Below are 14,785 nucleotides of genomic sequence, written 5' to 3' on the forward strand. Positions count from 1 at the left end.
CCGGCGGGCGCCACCCCCGCCGCGGGAACGGCCGCCCCCGCCGCCTCCGCCGCTCCGCCCGCGGGTGGCCAGGCGCAGTCCGGCCCGGTGAAGGCGGACTTCGTGGACATCCGCAGGGTGCGGCCGAACGTCAAGAACCCCCGTACGCGGGCCAACGCCTCCCGCGGCACCTTCTCATCGCGCTGTGGCCGCAACCAGAACAAGCACTTCAACTCGGACAACGTGATCGTCGCCCCCGGCGTGAGCAACGGCGCCCACCATATGCACGACTACGTCGGCAACCGCGACACCGACGCCTTCTCCACCAACGACGGCCTCGCCGCCGCCGGGACCACCTGCACCAACGGTGACCGCTCCACCCACTACTGGCCGGTGCTGCGACAGCAGGACGGGACGAAGGAGGCCGACGCCGACCAGCCCGGCGGCGGCACCGAGGGCAATGTGGGGCGGATCCTGCGCCCGGAGACCGCGTCCATCAGCTTCCGTGGCAGCGCGGTGGCCAAGGTCGTCGAGATGCCCAAGTTCCTGCGCATCATCACCGGCGACGCCAAGGCGTTCACCAACGGCACGGCCAACGCCAACGCCTCCTGGAGCTGCACCGGATTCGAGAACCGGCAGCTCAAGGACAAGTACCCGCTCTGCCCGAAGGGCAGCAAGGTGGTTCGTACGTTCAAGTTCCAGAGCTGCTGGGACGGCAAGAACGCCGACAGCGCGAACCACCGCACCCATGTGGCCTTCGCGGACGCCAAGGGCGCGTGCGCCAAGGGGTTCAAGGCCATCCCGCAGCTCGTCCAGCGGATCACCTACAAGGTCGCGCCCGGCTCGCTCTTCGCCGTCGACAGCTTCCCCGAGCAGTTGCACAAGCCGGTGACCGACCACGGCGACTTCATCAACGTGATGTCCAACTCGCTGATGAAGAAGGCAGTGAAGTGCATCAACACCGGCCGTAAGTGCGGCTGACCGCCGCCCCTACGGCCGGTGCCCCGGCCGGATGGCCATCCGGCCGGGGCACCACCCGCGGGAAAAGCGGGCCGTGGATCAGCAATGCGATGTGATCAGTCCTGCGGTGTGCCCTTGGGCAACTGACGCCAGGTCACCTTGGTGTGGGACCGGAAGGCCCAGTCGAGCATCTTCTTCGCGTCCGGATACCGCTTGGGAGCGTTGAGGATCACGCCCACGACGGTGCGTCCGTCACGCTTCGCGGCGAAGACGAGACACCTGCCGGGCGCGGTGCCGGTGCCCGTCTTGATGCCGATCGCGCCGCTGTACGAGCCCAGCAGCCGGTTGGTGTTGTTCCAGTAGTACGACCTGGTCCTGCCGTTGGCGGCCGGGGCCTTCTGGATGGTGTCGACCGACTTGACCACCGTGCCGAGGGTGGCGTTGCCCAGCGCGTGCCTGGCCAGCTTGGCCATGTCGCGGGGCGTGGTGTAGTTCTGTCCGCCCTGCGAGATGCCGTCGAAGGTGTCGTAGTGGGATTTGGTCATCCCCAGCGCGGACGCCTTCTTGTTCATCTGCGCGATGAACGACTTGGTGCGCTTGGCGGTGGTGTCACCGGTGCCGAACGTGTCCGCGAGCGCCATGGCCGCGTCACAGCCGGACGGCAGCAGCAGGCCGTACAGCAACTGTTTGACGGTGAGCTTGTCCCCCTTCTTCAGGTCCGCCTTGCTGCCGCCCACGCGGGCGGTGTAGTCGATGTACGACTGCTTGACGGTGACCTTCTTGCCGAGATCGAGCCCCCGGGTGTCGAGCACCACGACGGCCGTCATGAGCTTGGTGGTGCTCGCCATCGGCCGCTTGGTGTCGGCCGCCTTGGCCCAGAGCTGCTTGTTGGTGTTGTTGTCCAGCAGATACGCGCCCTTGGCGCTGACCCCCGACGGGCCGCTCCTGGCCTCGGTGGCCTGGGCCGCGTTCGCCGGTACGGCGACCGTCAAGGCCGCCGCCGAGGCGATGACCGCCGTCCCCAGGCGGCGCATCGCCTTACCCCCACGTCTTTCCATACGCCCTCCGTCTCTCCTACGACATGCCCATGAATATCCGGGCATGCGACGCATGGTCTCACGGCCTCAACCCTGCGCCGCGACCCACTCGTAGGCCCGCTCGGCGTCGAACTCCGGCTGCCCGCCCCGGAAGAGCAGCCCGGCGGAGGCGAACGGCTCACCGTCCGGCGACGGCCCGGCCACATACGGCACGGCGATACAGTCCATCCCGGCCCGCCGCGCCGCCTCCACCCCCGGACCGGCGTCCTCGACCACCACACACCGCCCCGGACCGACGGACAGCAGCCGCGCGGCGGCCAGAAACACATCCGGCTCCGGCTTGCCCCGGCCGACATCCTCCGCGGACACATACACCGGCAGCAGCGCGTCCAGCCCGGTGGCCTTGAGCGCCGTCTCGATCGCCGAACGCGACGAACCGGAGGCGACGGCCAACGGATGCCCGCCGGCCCTCAGCCGCTCCACGAACGCCCGCATCGCGGGAAACGCCTCGGTCGCCGCGGCCAGCTCCAGATAGTGCCGGTTCTTGACGGCGAGCAACTCCTCCACGGGCGCCCCGATGCGATACCGGTCCCGCAGCGTCTCCAGGGTCTCCCGGGTGCCGATCCCGATGAACTGAGCGTGCTCCTCCCACGTGAAGCCGCTGACCCCGTACCGCTCGAGGGTCCGCCGCCCCGCCTCGTAGTAGAGGGGCTCGCTGTCCACGAGAGTGCCGTCCAGATCGAAGATCACGGCGGGCATGGTGTTCATGGGGACAGCATGCCAAGAGTTCGGCCCGGTGCTCGCGGGGGAGCCTCCGGTGCCCGGCGTGGGAGGGAGATGACGGCGTGTTGGTCTAGACCGCTCTGTTACCGTCGGCGCCGAGCGGATAACGGAACCGGAGTCGGCGGAAGGGCAGTGCGGTGGGCGCGAGTGGGAGCGGGCTGCGGGCGTATATCGGGTCGTTCACTTTGGCGGGCGGGGCCGGGATCACCGTCGCGGATGTCGACGACGGGACCGGCGCGCTGCGGATCCGGAACTCCACGGATGCGGTCGTCAACCCGTCCTATCTGGTGCTCGCCCCCGGCGGGCGCGTGCTGTACGCGGTGAGCGAGACCGAGGACGGGGCGGCCGCCGCGCTGGATGTCACACAGGATCCGCCCGCGCTGCTCGGGGAGCCCGTGCCGGTGCGGGGTGCGGGGCCCACCCATCTCGCGCTCGCGGGCGGGCGGCTGCTGACTGCCAACTACGGTTCCGGCAGCGTCAGCGCGCTGGCGGTGCTGGCGGACGGCCGGCTCGGGGAGCCGGTGGCCGTGTCGCGGCACGAGGGCAGTGGACCGGATCCGGAGCGGCAGGAGGGGCCGCATGCCCATGCGGTGGCGCCCGATCCGTCGGGGGGCTGGCTGCTCGCCGTCGACCTGGGGATCGACGCGGTCCAGGTGTACGCGCTGCCCGGGCCGCGTCCGCACCACGAGGTCCGGCTGCGCCCGGGGAGCGGCCCGCGCCATCTCGCGTTCCATCCGCGTGGCGACCGCGTGTACGTCATCAACGAACTCGATCCGACGATCACGGCCTGCCGCTGGGACGCGGCGTCCGGCGTGCTCGAACCGCTGGGCGAGACGCCGCTGGTCCCCGAGGGTACGGATGTCGAGTGCTATCCCGCCGAGGCCGTGGTCTCCGGGGACGGCCGCTTCGTATGGGCCGCCACCCGCGGCCACGACAGCATCGCCACGCTCGCCCTCGACGCACCCGGCGACCGGATGGAGCTGGTCACCACCACGTCCTGTGGCGGCCACTGGCCCCGCGATCTGACGCTCGACCCGTCGGGCCGTCGGCTCTATGTGTCCAATGAGCGCTCGGGCGATGTCACCTGGTTCGACGTCGACCCCTCGACGGGGGTGCCGCGTCGTGGTGGTTCGGTCCCGGCCCCGGCGGCGTCCTGCGTGGTCTTCGGCTGACGTCGCCGGGCGGACAGGGGCCCCTTGGATACGAGCGGGGCGGTGACCTCGACGGTCACCGCCCCCCGCTTTCTCGTGCGTCGCTCCGTCGTGCGTTGTGTCAGCGCATCGCCGGCGACACCTGCTGAAGCGTGATGCCCAGCGCCGCCGCGTACTTCGACAGCACCAGCTTGCCCACGGCCGGGTAGTCGCCCAGCGCCTCGGCCGCCGCGCAGCCCGCCTCCTCGGCGGCCGCCGTGATCAGCTCGGCGGATACCTCCGGGCCGATGAGATACGGCGCGAGGGCGAGCCGGGCGGAGCCTGCCGAGCGCAACTGCTCGGCGACGCGGAGGACGGCCCCGTCCACGTCCAGCGCGGCCGCCATCACCGGCACCGCGAGGCGCGCGGAGAGCAGCATGCCGGTGATGCCACCGGCCTGGGCCGCCTCCTCACCGCCGACCGTGGCCAGGATGATGCCGTCCGCGGCCGTCGCGACCGTGAAGAGACGGGCGCGGTCGGCGCGGGCCAGGCCCGCCTCCGACAGCCGCACGTGCAGGGCCTCGGCGAGCAGCGGATGGGGGCCGAGGACGTCGGTGAGTTCGGCCGCCGAGCCGCTGCTCATCACGGCCTGGCGTATCCGGCGCAACTGTGCGCTGTCCGGGCCCGCGAGCAGCGGGACCACGACGGCCGCGGGACCGTCCGTGGGGACCGTGGGGACGAGCGGGACCTCGTCGACGACCTCGCCCGCGGCCTCGGCCGCGGCGATCGCCTCCGCCGCCTCGTCGGCGAGGGCCTTGGCGGCCTCGGCCGCCTGCCGCAGACGCTCGGGGTTCTCCTGGGCGGCGCGCGTGAGCACGGCCTCGAGCTGCGGGTACTCCTGTCCGTCCCCGTCCAGGAAACCGATCTGAGCGTCGAGCCCCGGCATCTCGGAGCGGGCGATGCTCACCAGGTCCTCGGCAAGGCGCCGGGCACCGTCGCTCGGGGCACCCGGGACGGCCAGCACCAGCGGAGGCGCGCCGAGAGGCGCGGCGGCGGCCTCCGGTCGGCGGTGCCGTCCGGGCTGGCGGGGACGCGGCATTCGTACAGGCAGGCCGGACGCGGGCCCTGTGGGGGAGCTCATGGCGCCGCATGTTAGTCGCTCGATGGGCTCGGCTGTTCGGGAGGGTGGGACTGGGGGCATCTGCCCCATTTTGTCGACTGGTGTTGTGTGGTGATGTGCGCTCAGCGGCCATACTTGCTCGAAGAATCGACCATGTGTCCGGAATTGCCGGTCATGGGATCCCATACTGGGCGCGCATATGGGATACCCATGCTGGAAGCCCTTCGTCGCGGCCGCACGGGGCGGCGCTCAGACGATCGTCGTGCCCGCACTGGGCGGCGCTCAGACGATGCTGAGCAGCGCAGGGTCCCGGGGCAGCCGCAGTCCGTCCGCCGCCAGCGCCGCCGCGACACACAGCGCCCCGTCCAGCGGATCCCCGGCCGCCTCCGTGACCCGGACCCCGGGCAGCCGCGCCGCCAGCTCCTCGCGTACGGGCGTCAGCAGCGGCGCGCCCATGCGGAACAGCCCGCCGGTGAGCGCCACCTCGCTCGGCTCAAGCCGGGGGCAGACCGCCTCCGCGGCCTCGGCGATATGGCGGGCGGCCGCCCGCAGAATCGCCTCCGCGACCGGATCCTCCCCGGCGCACCGGCCCACTTCGGGAGCGAACGAGGCCAGGGCGGCGGGGCGGTCGGGGCGCGGGTACAACTGCCCCGGCAGCTCGGTCGCGGGGCCGAACACGGCCTCCAGACGGGCCAGCAGCGGCTTCGAGCCGCCCGCGCGCCCGTCGTACGCGCGCATGGCCGCCTCCAGGCCCGCCCGGCCGATCCACGCACCGCCGCCGCAGTCGCCCAGCAGATGGCCCCAGCCGTCGGCGCGCCGCCAGCCGCCGGTGGCCCAGCGAGTGTCGCCGCCCGTGGCCGTGGTGCCTGTGGCCGTCGCGTCCGTAGCCGCCGCGTCAGTACCGGATGTGCCGCCCGTGCCGGATGCACCGCCCGTTTCGGATTCGCCATACGTACCGCCCAGCCCGCCGACAAAGCCCTCGGGCACCGCGCCCAGCGCGATCAGGCCCGTCCCCGCCGCGACCACCGCGCCTGGACGCTGTCCCAGCGCTCCGGCGTAGGCGGTCACCGCGTCGGCCGCCAGGGCGAGTCGCCGTACGCCGAAGGCGTCTGCCAGCGCGTCCGGAAGCTTGGCGCGCAGATCGTCGCCGAGTGTGGCCATGCCCGCCGCGCCGACACAGACCGCGCCGAGGCGCCGGGCACCGGCCTCGCGCAGCAGCTCCCGGGCCGCGGGCAGGACCCGCGCCAGCAGGCTCTCCGCGTCGATGCCCCGGTCGCCGACGGTGGCGGGCGTGGCCGAGGACCAGGTCAGTGGCGGGGACCAAGTCGGTGACGAGGACCAGGCCGGTGGCTGCTCCGCGGAGCAGCCGGGGGGATCGGCGCGTGCCACCGCCACCCGTACGCCGGAACCGCCCGAATCGATCCCGAGCACATGCGTCACCGCATCGTCGGGCATGGCATCGTCGGGCACCGTGTCGCCCACCGGCTCAGCCGAATCCGCGCGAGTCCTGCTTGAGCGCGGTGTCCACGGTCAGGGCCGTGGCGATCACCAGGCTCAGCAGCGGATCGGGCAACTGGCGGTGGATTTGCAGCACATAGTTGTCCGCCGTCGTGAACATCGTCTTCGCCAGGCCCTCCCAGGTCTTGGTGATCCGGGCGACCTCGCTGTCCGCGTGGTCGACGATGGCGAAGTTCCAGGCCCGCCAGTTCTCCGCCTTGATGGCGCCGACCTGCTGGCCGTTGACGTGCATACCGAAATTGATCTTGCCGATGACGTTCTGCTGGACGATCTCGCCCACCGGCTGTCCGTCCGGGCGGGTCACCACGACCTTGGACTTGATGAACTTCGCGGGCCGGGTGAGCACCAGATGCGGCTGCCCGTTGGCGTCGCGGATCTCCAGCTTGTGCGTCATGAACTGGTCGAGGCTCGAGACGAACCGCGCGACCTTCTTCAGCGCGCTCTGGCCGACCTGGACCACCGAACCGAGAGTGCGCCCCTGCTGGTCGAAGACGCTGTACTCATTGGTGAGCTCGATCAGCTTGGCCTTCTGGTTCACCACCAGCACCGGTTCGGTGAACAGCGTGCCGCCGCCACCCATCGTGGGCCCCACATGCGCCTGCTGCCGCACCTGGTGCTGGACCCTGGCGGGGTTGGGGTTGGGCGGGGCGGCCTGCGTCGGAACGGCCTGGCCGGGCTGGCCCTGGTGCGTATGCGCGGTCCACTGGGCACCGTCCCACCAGCGCAACTGGTTCGGCGTCCCCTGGGGGTCCGCGTACCACCCCGCAGGGGTGTTCGGATGTGATGTCATGGCGGGCAGACTACCTCTCGCCCACCTGGAACGATGGGGTCAGCGAAGGCGCCAGTCGACGGGTTGGGCCCCCTGCTGTACGAGCAGGTCGTTGGCGCGGCTGAACGGACGTGAGCCGAAGAACCCCCGATCGGCGGACATGGGGGAGGGGTGCGCGGACTCGACCGCCGGAAGGCTGCCGAGCAGCGGCCGTACGTTGCGGGCGTCGCGGCCCCACAGGATGGACACCAGCGGGCGGCCGCGCCCGGCCAGCGCCCGGATGGCCTGTTCGGTGACGTCCTCCCAGCCCTTGCCGCGGTGGGCGGCGGGCCGGCGCGGGGCCGTGGTGAGCGCCTTGTTGAGCAGCAGGACGCCCTGCTGGGTCCAGGGCGTCAGATCGCCGTTGGACGGGCGCGGCAGACCGAGGTCGGTGTGCAGTTCGCGGTAGATGTTCTCCAGGCTGCCGGGAAGCGGCCGGACCTCGGGCGCCACCGAGAAGCTGAGCCCCACCGCGTGTCCGGGCGTCGGATACGGATCCTGACCGACGATCAGCACCTTCACCTCGTCGAAGGGCTGCTGGAAGGCGCGCAGCACATTCGGCCCGGCGGGCAGATAGGTACGGCCTGCCGCGATCTCGGCCCGCAGGAAGTCGCCCATCGCCGCGATGCGTTCCCCGACGGGCTCAAGTGCCTTGGCCCAGCCCGCTTCCACAATTTCATTCAAGGGTCGTGCTGCCACACCGCGTCACTCTAGTGGCTCAGCGGGTGGCCGTGTGCCGCCTCGCGATCACTCTCGGCCGATCACTCCCAGCCGATCACTCTCGGCCGATCCCGCTCACGATCAAGCTCAGCCGATCACGGCGGCCCGGACGCACAGCACATCCGGGAGATGGCGGGCGATCTGCCGCCAGCTCTCGCCCTCGTCGGCGCTCGCGTACACCTCGCCGTTGCGATTGCCGAGGTAGACCCCGGCCGGGTCGGCGTCATCGGTGCGCAGCGCGTCCCTCAGCACCACCCCGTAGTGCAGCTCGTCCGGCATCCCGGCGGAGCGCTCCTCCCAGGTGGCGCCCGCGTCCTCGGTGCGGAAGACCCGGCAGCGGTAGCCCGGGGGGTAGCGGTCCGAGCCGTCGTTGACCGGGAAGACATACGCGACGCCGCCGCGGCGCGGATGGACGGCGATCGCGAAGCCGAAGTCCGCCGGGAGGTCCTTGCCGATCTCGGCCCAGTGCGCCCCGCCGTCGTCGCTGCGGTACACCCCGCCGTGGTTCTGTAGATAGAGCCGGTCGAGGTCGACCGGGTCCCGGGCGACCTTGTGGACGCACTGCCCGAACTCCGGGTACTGATCCGGCAGGAAATCCGCCTTGAGTCCGCTGTTGGACGGTGCCCAGCTCTCCCCGCCGTCCGCGGAGCGGTACACCCCGCCGGAGGACACGGCGACCAGGAGCGCCCGCGGGTCCCTCGGATCGGGGACGACCGTGTGCACGGCCTGCCCGCCGAACCCCTCGCCCCACTCCGGCCGTTGCGGGTGGTCCCACAGGCCGCGGACGAACGCGAAGGTCTCCCCGCCGTCCGCGGAGCGGAAGAGCGCACCCGGCTGGGTGCCCGCGTAGACCACCCCCGGCTCGTCGGGCCCGGCGGGCTGGAGCTGCCACACCCGCTCCAGCGAGGTGTCGGTGCCCTCGGGGAACTTCACCGCGGGCTTGGCGGGCTCGTGCCAACTATCCCCGAGGTCGTCGGAGCGGAAGACCGAGGGGCCCCAGTGCGAGCTGTCCGCTCCGGCCAGCAGTCGGGGGCGGTCGCCCCGGGTGTCGATGCCGACGGAGTACACCGCCTGCATGGGGAAGTGGGGGCCGGTGAAGTCCCAGCCCCCGCGACCGCCGGGGCGGCCGAGGAAGAGGCCCTTGCGGGTGCCGACGGCGAGCAGGACATCGTTCATGACGGCTCACTCCTTGGGGTGCGGGTGCGGGTGTGGGTGCGGGTGCGGGAAGGCGGGTGTGTCCGTCATCACAGAGTCTGCACCCGGCCACCGACAACCGGAGGGAGCGCGTCCGCATTTATTCGAAGGGCTTCGTAATTTGGCGATCGTCGTACTACGATGGTTACCGTACTAATGCGAGGTCCGGCCGGGCCCCGCGAGGAGAAACGGAGACGTTGATGAGTGCCCTCTTCGAGCCCTTCACCCTGCGGTCGCTGACCATCCCCAACCGCCTCTGGATGTCGCCCATGTGCCAGTACAGCGCGGATGGGGACGCGGGCCCCGGGGTGCCGCACGACTGGCACTTCGTCCACTACGGCGCCCGTGCCACCGGTGGCACCGGGCTGATCCTGGTCGAGTCGACGGCCGTCTCCCCCGAGGGCCGCATCACTCCCGGAGACCTCGGCATCTGGAACGACACCCAGGTCGAGGCGTTCCGTAAGCTCGTCGGATTCCTCAAGGGGCAGGGCACCGTCCCGGGCATCCAGCTCGCCCATGCCGGCCGTAAGGCGTCCACCGACGCTCCCTGGAGGGGCGGTGCGCCGCTCGACGCCGACCAGGGAGGCTGGCAGACGCTGGCGCCGAGCCCGATTTCGTTCGACGAGGGCCACCCGGCGCCGGACGAGCTGTCCGTGGAGCGGATCGGCGAGATCACCCGCCAGTTCGCGGACGCCGCCCGGCGCGCGCTCGCGGCCGGTTTCGAGGTGGCCGAGGTCCATGGCGCCCATGGCTACCTCATCGGCGAGTTCCTCTCCCCGCACAGCAACCACCGCACCGACGGCTACGGCGGCTCCTTCGAGAACCGCGTCCGCTTCGCCCTGGAGGTCGTCGACGCGGTCCGCGCGGTCTGGCCGGAGGACCTGCCGCTGTTCTTCCGTATCTCGGCCACCGACTGGCTGGAGGAGAACGGCTGGACCCCGGAGGACACCGTCCGGCTCGCCGCCCTGCTGAAGGACCATGGAGTGGACCTTCTCGACGTCTCCAGCGGTGGCAACGCCGCCGGTGTGCGCATTCCGACGGGGCCGGGCTACCAGGTGCGGTTCGCCGAGCGGGTGCGCCGGGAGACCGGGCTGCCGGTGGCCGCGGTCGGGCTGATCACCGAGGCTGAGCAGGCCGAGAAGATCGTCACCAATGGTGAGGCGGACGCCGTCCTGCTCGGCCGCGAGCTGCTCCGGGACCCCTACTTCGCCCGCCGCGCGGCGGGCGAACTGGGCGGCCAGGTGCGCAACCCGGACCAGTACCACCGCGCGGTCCGGTAGCCCGGACCGCCGCCGTTCCCTCCGGCCCGAAATAGTACGCCGATCGTCAAACTATACTGGAGGTCACGGACCGAGGCGATGAGGAGCAGCCGTGCAGACGCAGACCACGCCGACCGGGCCCCAGCCACAGGCGACGGGGCGCTCGCTGGAGCACCCACGGCGTGAGGCGATCCGCCTCGAGGATGTGCTGCACGCGCTCTCCGACCCGATGCGGATGCGGGTGGTGCGGACGCTCGCCGAGGAGTCCGCCGAGCTGACCTGCTCGGTCATCGACCTGCCGGTCAGCAAGTCCACCACCACCCACCACTTCCGGGTGCTGCGCGAATCCGGGGTGATCCACCAGATCTACCGGGGCACCGCCAAGATGAACGCGCTGCGCCGGGAGGACCTAGAGGCGCTGTTCCCCGGTCTGCTCGACAGCGTCCTCGCCGCCGCGGCTCTCCAGGAGGGGCGCCTCGGCGGCGACCGGGGCTGAAGTCCGCCCGCCCGGCAGGTGGTTGAAGAGCAGATTGAGCGCGATCGCGGTGACGCATCCGGCGCTGATCCCGCTGTCCATCACCGTCTGGAACCAGTTCGGGAACTCCTTGTAGATCCCCGGTACGCCGACCGGCAGCAGCCCCACGGCGACCGACACCGCGACCACGGTGAGGTTGTGGTTGTCCCGGAAATCCACCCCGGCCAGTGTGCGCAGCCCGCTCGCCGCGACCGTACCGAACATCACCAGACCCGCCCCGCCCAGCACCGGGGCCGGGATCGCCGCCACCACCGCGCCCAGCTTCGGGGCCAGCCCGAGCAGCACCAGCATGCCGCCCGCGACCGCCACCACCCAGCGGCTGCGCACCCGGGTCATCCCCACCAGGCCGACGTTCTGCGCGAAGGCGGTGTACGGGAAGGTGTTGAAAACCCCGCCGAGCACGGTCGCGGTGCCGTCCGCGCGCAGTCCGTCCGCCAGCCGCCGCCGGTCGACCGGGCGCCCGGTCATCTCGCCCACCGCGATGAAGTCGCCGGTGGTCTCGGTCATCGTCACCACCGCGACGACCAGCATCGACACCACGGCCGGGGTCTCGAACGTGGGGGAGCCGAAATGGAACGGGGTGGAGACGCCGACCCAGTCGGCATCGCCCACCCCGGAGAAGTCGGTGAAGCCCAGCGGTATCGCGGCCGCCGTTCCGGCCACGATGCCCACCAGCACCGCGACCCGGCTCAGGAAGCCGGGCGCGAAGCGCTGGACGGTCAGGACCACGACCAGCACCCCCGCGGCCAGGCCCAGGTTCTTCGGCGCGCCGAAGTCCGCCGCGCCCTGGCCGCCCGCCGCCCAGTTGCCCGCGACCGGCAGCAGCGACAGGCCGATGATCAGTATCACCGTGCCGGTCACCAGCGGCGGGAAGAACCGCAGCAGCCGCCCGAAGACCGGCGCCAGCAGGATCATCGCCACCCCGGCCACGATCACCGAACCGTAGATCGCGCGCAGCCCGCCGCCCTCGGTGCCGATCAGCACCATCGGGGTGACCGCCGCGAAGGTGCAGCCCTGCATGATCGGCAGCCGGACGCCGAACCGCCACAGCCCCACGCACTGGAGGACCGTGGCGATACCGCACAGCAGCAGATCGGCGTTGATGAGATACGCCAGATCGGCGGGGGACAGCTTCATCGCGCCGCCGACGATCAGCGGCACGGCCACCGCGCCCGCGTACATGGCCAGCACATGCTGAAGTCCGAAGGCGGCGAGCCGGCCGGGCGGCGGCACCTCGTCCACGGGATGGCGTATGGACACGGGAGGGCGTACGGACGTCATGGCGGCTCCTCGCACGGCGACGGGATGGACGGCGGGATGGGCGACGGGTCAGGGTGACGGGTCAGGGTGACGCAACCGTAGAAGGCTTCAACAATCTGTTGATTTCAGGGGCGTTGCCGTCATGTGTCAACCCCTCTGACAGCGCGGACCCGGGGACCGCCGGTGGAGCCCGACCGGCGCCCCGCCCGGTTCACTCCTGCTCGCGCGCCGCGCCCAGCAGCCCCGTCCAGTCCGGAATCTTCACCTTCGTACGCCCCAGCGCCGCCCCGAGCGCCTCCTCGGCCGCCTCGATCCGCAGCCAGCCGGTCCACTCCACAGGCTCCACCCCCGCCTCGCGCAGCGCCCGCAGCGGATCCGCCACCACCGGGCGGGCGGCGAGCGCCTCCGCGTCGGCCAGCAGCGAGGCCACGGTCTCCTTCGCACACGGCCGGTTGGTGCCGATCACCCCGGTGGGCCCGCGCTTGATCCACCCCGCCACGTACTCCCCGGGCGAGGGCCGGCCGCCGCGCAGCACCCGCCCCGCCGCGTTGGGCACCGTGCCGCGCTCCTCGTCGAACGGCAGCCCCGGCAGCGGCACCCCCCGATAGCCCACCGACCGCAGCACCAGCGGTGCCTCGATGTCCTCGAAGACCCCGGTGCCCGCGACCCCGCCGTGCCCGTCCGGCGCGGTCCGCTCGAAGCGCACCGCGCGCACCGCGCCCTCGCCAAGCAGCGCCACCGGCCGCAGGAAGAACCGCAGATGGATCCGGCGCGGGCGGCCCACGGGCGCGCGCCGCGCCCAGTCGCGCAGCACCTCGACATTGCGCCGGTTGACCCCCGGCAGCCCCGACGGGTCCTCGTACCCCGGGTCCAGCGCCAGCTCCTCGGGGTGCACCAGCACCTCGGCGCCGGTCAGTGAGCCGAGCTCACGCAGCTCCTTGGTGGTGAACTTCGCCTGCGACGGCCCGCGCCTGCCGACCATATGGATGTCCGAGACCCGGCTCTGGGACAGTGCGCCGAGGGCGGCGTGCGGCACATCGGTGGGCCGCAACTCCTCCGCCCCGCGGGCCAGGATGCGCGCCACGTCCACCGCGACATTGCCCACCCCGACGACGACGGCGGAGCCCGCCCCGAGCGCGAAGGCGTCGCCGGTCGCGTCGGGATGGGCGCTGTACCAGGAGACGAAGTCGGTCGCGGAGAAGCTGCCCGGCAGCTCCTCGCCCGGAACGCCGAGCCGCCGGTCGGTCGCCGCCCCCACGCAGTAGACCACCGCGTGGTAGAGCTCCAGCAGCCGCTCGGGCACCAGCGGGGGCGGGCCCACATGCACATGGCCGAGAAAGCTGACCCGGGGGTGCTCCAGGACCGCGCGCAGGGTGTGCTGCAACGACTTGATCTTCTCGTGGTCGGGCGCGACACCGTAGCGCACCAGCCCGTACGGACAGGGCAGCCGGTCCAGCACATGCACCGACACCTCCGGGGCAGCCTGCTGCTGGACGAGCGCTTGGGCGGCGTACACCCCGCTCGGCCCGGATCCGACGACCGCGACGCGAAGCACGAAGGAGCCCCTTCCGCAGGATGTCTCCAGCATCCCACCCGGCGGGGCGCCGTGTCCGGTACTACGCGCCGGGGGACCGGCCCGGATGACGCCTCCCGGCCACCGGTCCACGGGCCCGCGACCGCGCCGCGAGCCCGGCTCGACGAGACCGGCGCAACGGCCCGTACGCCCCCGTACGCCCCTCTGCGAGATCCGCCTACGAATATCCGCCTACGACATTTGCAGCATCCGCCGGATCTCGCTGCTCTGCTGCGCGATCACATCGCCCGCCATCTCCTCCACCCGGACGTTGTTCCCCTGGGCCAGCACATCCGTGGCCATGGAGACCGCGCCCCGGTGATGGGCGATCATCAGCTTGAGGAAGAGCGCGTCGAAGTCGGCGCCCCGGGCGTCGCGCAGCCGCTTGAGCTCGGCCGCGGTGGCCATCCCCGGCATTCTCGCGTCATGGCCCTCATGGGCGCTGTCGTCGCCCTTCGGCGCGCCGCCGTTGGTCTTCTGCCAGCCGCGCATCGCCTCGATCTCCGGCTTCTGCCCGGCCGCGATGCGCTCCGCGAGCCGCTTGACCTTCGCCGATTTGGCCCGGTCGGTGGCCAGGTCGGTCATCACCAGGGCCTGCGCATGGTGCTCGATCATCATGCGGACGTAGGAGCGGTCGGCCGTGTTGGGGGAGTCGTCGTCTCCCGCCTTCGCCGCCTCCTCGGCCGACAGCTTCTTCGCCGCCTCGCCGGGCTTGCCCGGCGCGATCACCGCGGGCTTCCCGTCCTTGCCCGCTCCGGCGTCGGCCTTGCCGCCGCTCTCCGTGTCACAGCCGGTCAGGACGAGTGCCAGGGCCGCTGCCACGGCGGTCGCGAGGGATGCGGTGTGGAGCGTCGTACGGCGGTTCAACACCGTGGCCTCCTGGGGCGTTTGGGATCCGCAGACCGTCTT

At 71.8% G+C, this 14,785-nt stretch carries 14 protein-coding genes; 4 read left to right on the forward strand and 10 right to left on the reverse strand.

What is annotated here, in order from left to right; translation table 11 throughout:
• Positions 1–960: DUF1996 domain-containing protein (locus tag KN815_RS07310; RefSeq protein WP_216340925.1), on the forward strand; the 960-nt coding region annotated here is incomplete at its 5' end.
• Positions 961–1,055: 95 nt separating this feature from the next.
• On the opposite strand, the gene KN815_RS07315 is transcribed toward KN815_RS07310, so the two are convergent.
• Positions 1,056–1,997, reverse strand: coding sequence for a D-alanyl-D-alanine carboxypeptidase family protein (locus KN815_RS07315; protein ID WP_216340926.1), 942 nt, complete (start codon positions 1,995–1,997; stop codon positions 1,056–1,058).
• A gap of 66 nt (positions 1,998–2,063) precedes the next feature.
• Positions 2,064–2,744: an HAD family hydrolase gene (locus tag KN815_RS07320; protein ID WP_216340927.1), complete on the reverse strand. Its 681-nt coding sequence runs from the start codon at positions 2,742–2,744 to the stop codon at positions 2,064–2,066.
• Between the two features lie 152 nt (positions 2,745–2,896).
• Here KN815_RS07320 and KN815_RS07325 point away from each other — a divergent pair, with 152 nt between their 5' ends.
• Positions 2,897–3,931, forward strand: a complete 1,035-nt coding sequence (locus tag KN815_RS07325; RefSeq protein WP_216340928.1) for a lactonase family protein — start codon at positions 2,897–2,899, stop codon at positions 3,929–3,931.
• Between the two features lie 100 nt (positions 3,932–4,031).
• Here the strand turns inward: KN815_RS07325 and KN815_RS07330 are convergent, their stop codons facing one another.
• The 5 genes from KN815_RS07330 to KN815_RS07350 form a co-directional block, all read right to left on the reverse strand.
• Positions 4,032–5,030, reverse strand: a complete 999-nt coding sequence (locus tag KN815_RS07330) for a sirohydrochlorin chelatase family protein (protein WP_216340929.1) — start codon at positions 5,028–5,030, stop codon at positions 4,032–4,034.
• 261 nt (positions 5,031–5,291) lie between these two features.
• Positions 5,292–6,464, reverse strand: a complete 1,173-nt coding sequence (locus KN815_RS07335) for an N-acetylglucosamine kinase (RefSeq protein WP_216340960.1) — start codon at positions 6,462–6,464, stop codon at positions 5,292–5,294.
• Positions 6,465–6,495: 31 nt separating this feature from the next.
• The gene (locus tag KN815_RS07340) at positions 6,496–7,317 is read right to left on the reverse strand and encodes an LURP-one-related family protein (protein ID WP_216340930.1); all 822 of its coding nucleotides are present in this window, start codon (positions 7,315–7,317) and stop codon (positions 6,496–6,498) included.
• Between the two features lie 39 nt (positions 7,318–7,356).
• Entirely contained in the window at positions 7,357–8,034 is a 678-nt protein-coding gene (locus KN815_RS07345; RefSeq protein ID WP_216340931.1) for a uracil-DNA glycosylase, read from the reverse strand.
• 108 nt (positions 8,035–8,142) lie between these two features.
• Positions 8,143–9,231, reverse strand: coding sequence for a WD40/YVTN/BNR-like repeat-containing protein (locus tag KN815_RS07350; RefSeq protein ID WP_216340932.1), 1,089 nt, complete (start codon positions 9,229–9,231; stop codon positions 8,143–8,145).
• 218 nt (positions 9,232–9,449) lie between these two features.
• Here KN815_RS07350 and KN815_RS07355 point away from each other — a divergent pair, with 218 nt between their 5' ends.
• Both KN815_RS07355 and KN815_RS07360 read left to right on the forward strand, forming a co-directional pair.
• Positions 9,450–10,529: an NADH:flavin oxidoreductase/NADH oxidase gene (locus KN815_RS07355; RefSeq protein WP_216340933.1), complete on the forward strand. Its 1,080-nt coding sequence runs from the start codon at positions 9,450–9,452 to the stop codon at positions 10,527–10,529.
• Positions 10,530–10,620: 91 nt separating this feature from the next.
• Positions 10,621–11,004: an ArsR/SmtB family transcription factor gene (locus tag KN815_RS07360; protein ID WP_216340934.1), complete on the forward strand. Its 384-nt coding sequence runs from the start codon at positions 10,621–10,623 to the stop codon at positions 11,002–11,004.
• On the opposite strand, the gene KN815_RS07365 is transcribed toward KN815_RS07360, so the two are convergent.
• From KN815_RS07365 to KN815_RS07375, 3 genes are all read right to left on the reverse strand, one after another.
• On the reverse strand, positions 10,918–12,324 hold the full coding sequence (locus KN815_RS07365) for a nucleobase:cation symporter-2 family protein (RefSeq protein WP_216340935.1): 1,407 nt from the start codon (positions 12,322–12,324) through the stop codon (positions 10,918–10,920). The two genes, KN815_RS07360 and KN815_RS07365, sit on opposite strands and share 87 nt — an antisense overlap.
• A 190-nt stretch (positions 12,325–12,514) precedes the next feature.
• Positions 12,515–13,858: an FAD-dependent oxidoreductase gene (locus tag KN815_RS07370; protein ID WP_216340936.1), complete on the reverse strand. Its 1,344-nt coding sequence runs from the start codon at positions 13,856–13,858 to the stop codon at positions 12,515–12,517.
• 210 nt (positions 13,859–14,068) lie between these two features.
• Positions 14,069–14,746: a DUF305 domain-containing protein gene (locus KN815_RS07375; protein ID WP_216340937.1), complete on the reverse strand. Its 678-nt coding sequence runs from the start codon at positions 14,744–14,746 to the stop codon at positions 14,069–14,071.
• Positions 14,747–14,785: the final 39 nt, after the last annotated feature.

The sequence above is a fragment of the Streptomyces niphimycinicus genome (assembly GCF_018883605.1).
Taxonomy (GTDB): domain Bacteria; phylum Actinomycetota; class Actinomycetes; order Streptomycetales; family Streptomycetaceae; genus Streptomyces; species Streptomyces niphimycinicus.

Coding starts and splice junctions, on each gene's coding strand:
- KN815_RS07315 (WP_216340926.1), bottom strand. CDS start 1,997: ATGGAAAGACGTGGGGGTAAGGCGATGCGCCGCCTGGGGACGGCGGTC.
- KN815_RS07320 (WP_216340927.1), bottom strand. CDS start 2,744: ATGAACACCATGCCCGCCGTGATCTTCGATCTGGACGGCACTCTCGTG.
- KN815_RS07330 (WP_216340929.1), bottom strand. CDS start 5,030: ATGAGCTCCCCCACAGGGCCCGCGTCCGGCCTGCCTGTACGAATGCCG.
- KN815_RS07335 (WP_216340960.1), bottom strand. CDS start 6,464: ATGCCCGACGATGCGGTGACGCATGTGCTCGGGATCGATTCGGGCGGT.
- KN815_RS07340 (WP_216340930.1), bottom strand. CDS start 7,317: ATGACATCACATCCGAACACCCCTGCGGGGTGGTACGCGGACCCCCAG.
- KN815_RS07350 (WP_216340932.1), bottom strand. CDS start 9,231: ATGAACGATGTCCTGCTCGCCGTCGGCACCCGCAAGGGCCTCTTCCTC.
- KN815_RS07355 (WP_216340933.1), top strand. CDS start 9,450: ATGAGTGCCCTCTTCGAGCCCTTCACCCTGCGGTCGCTGACCATCCCC.
- KN815_RS07365 (WP_216340935.1), bottom strand. CDS start 12,324: ATGACGTCCGTACGCCCTCCCGTGTCCATACGCCATCCCGTGGACGAG.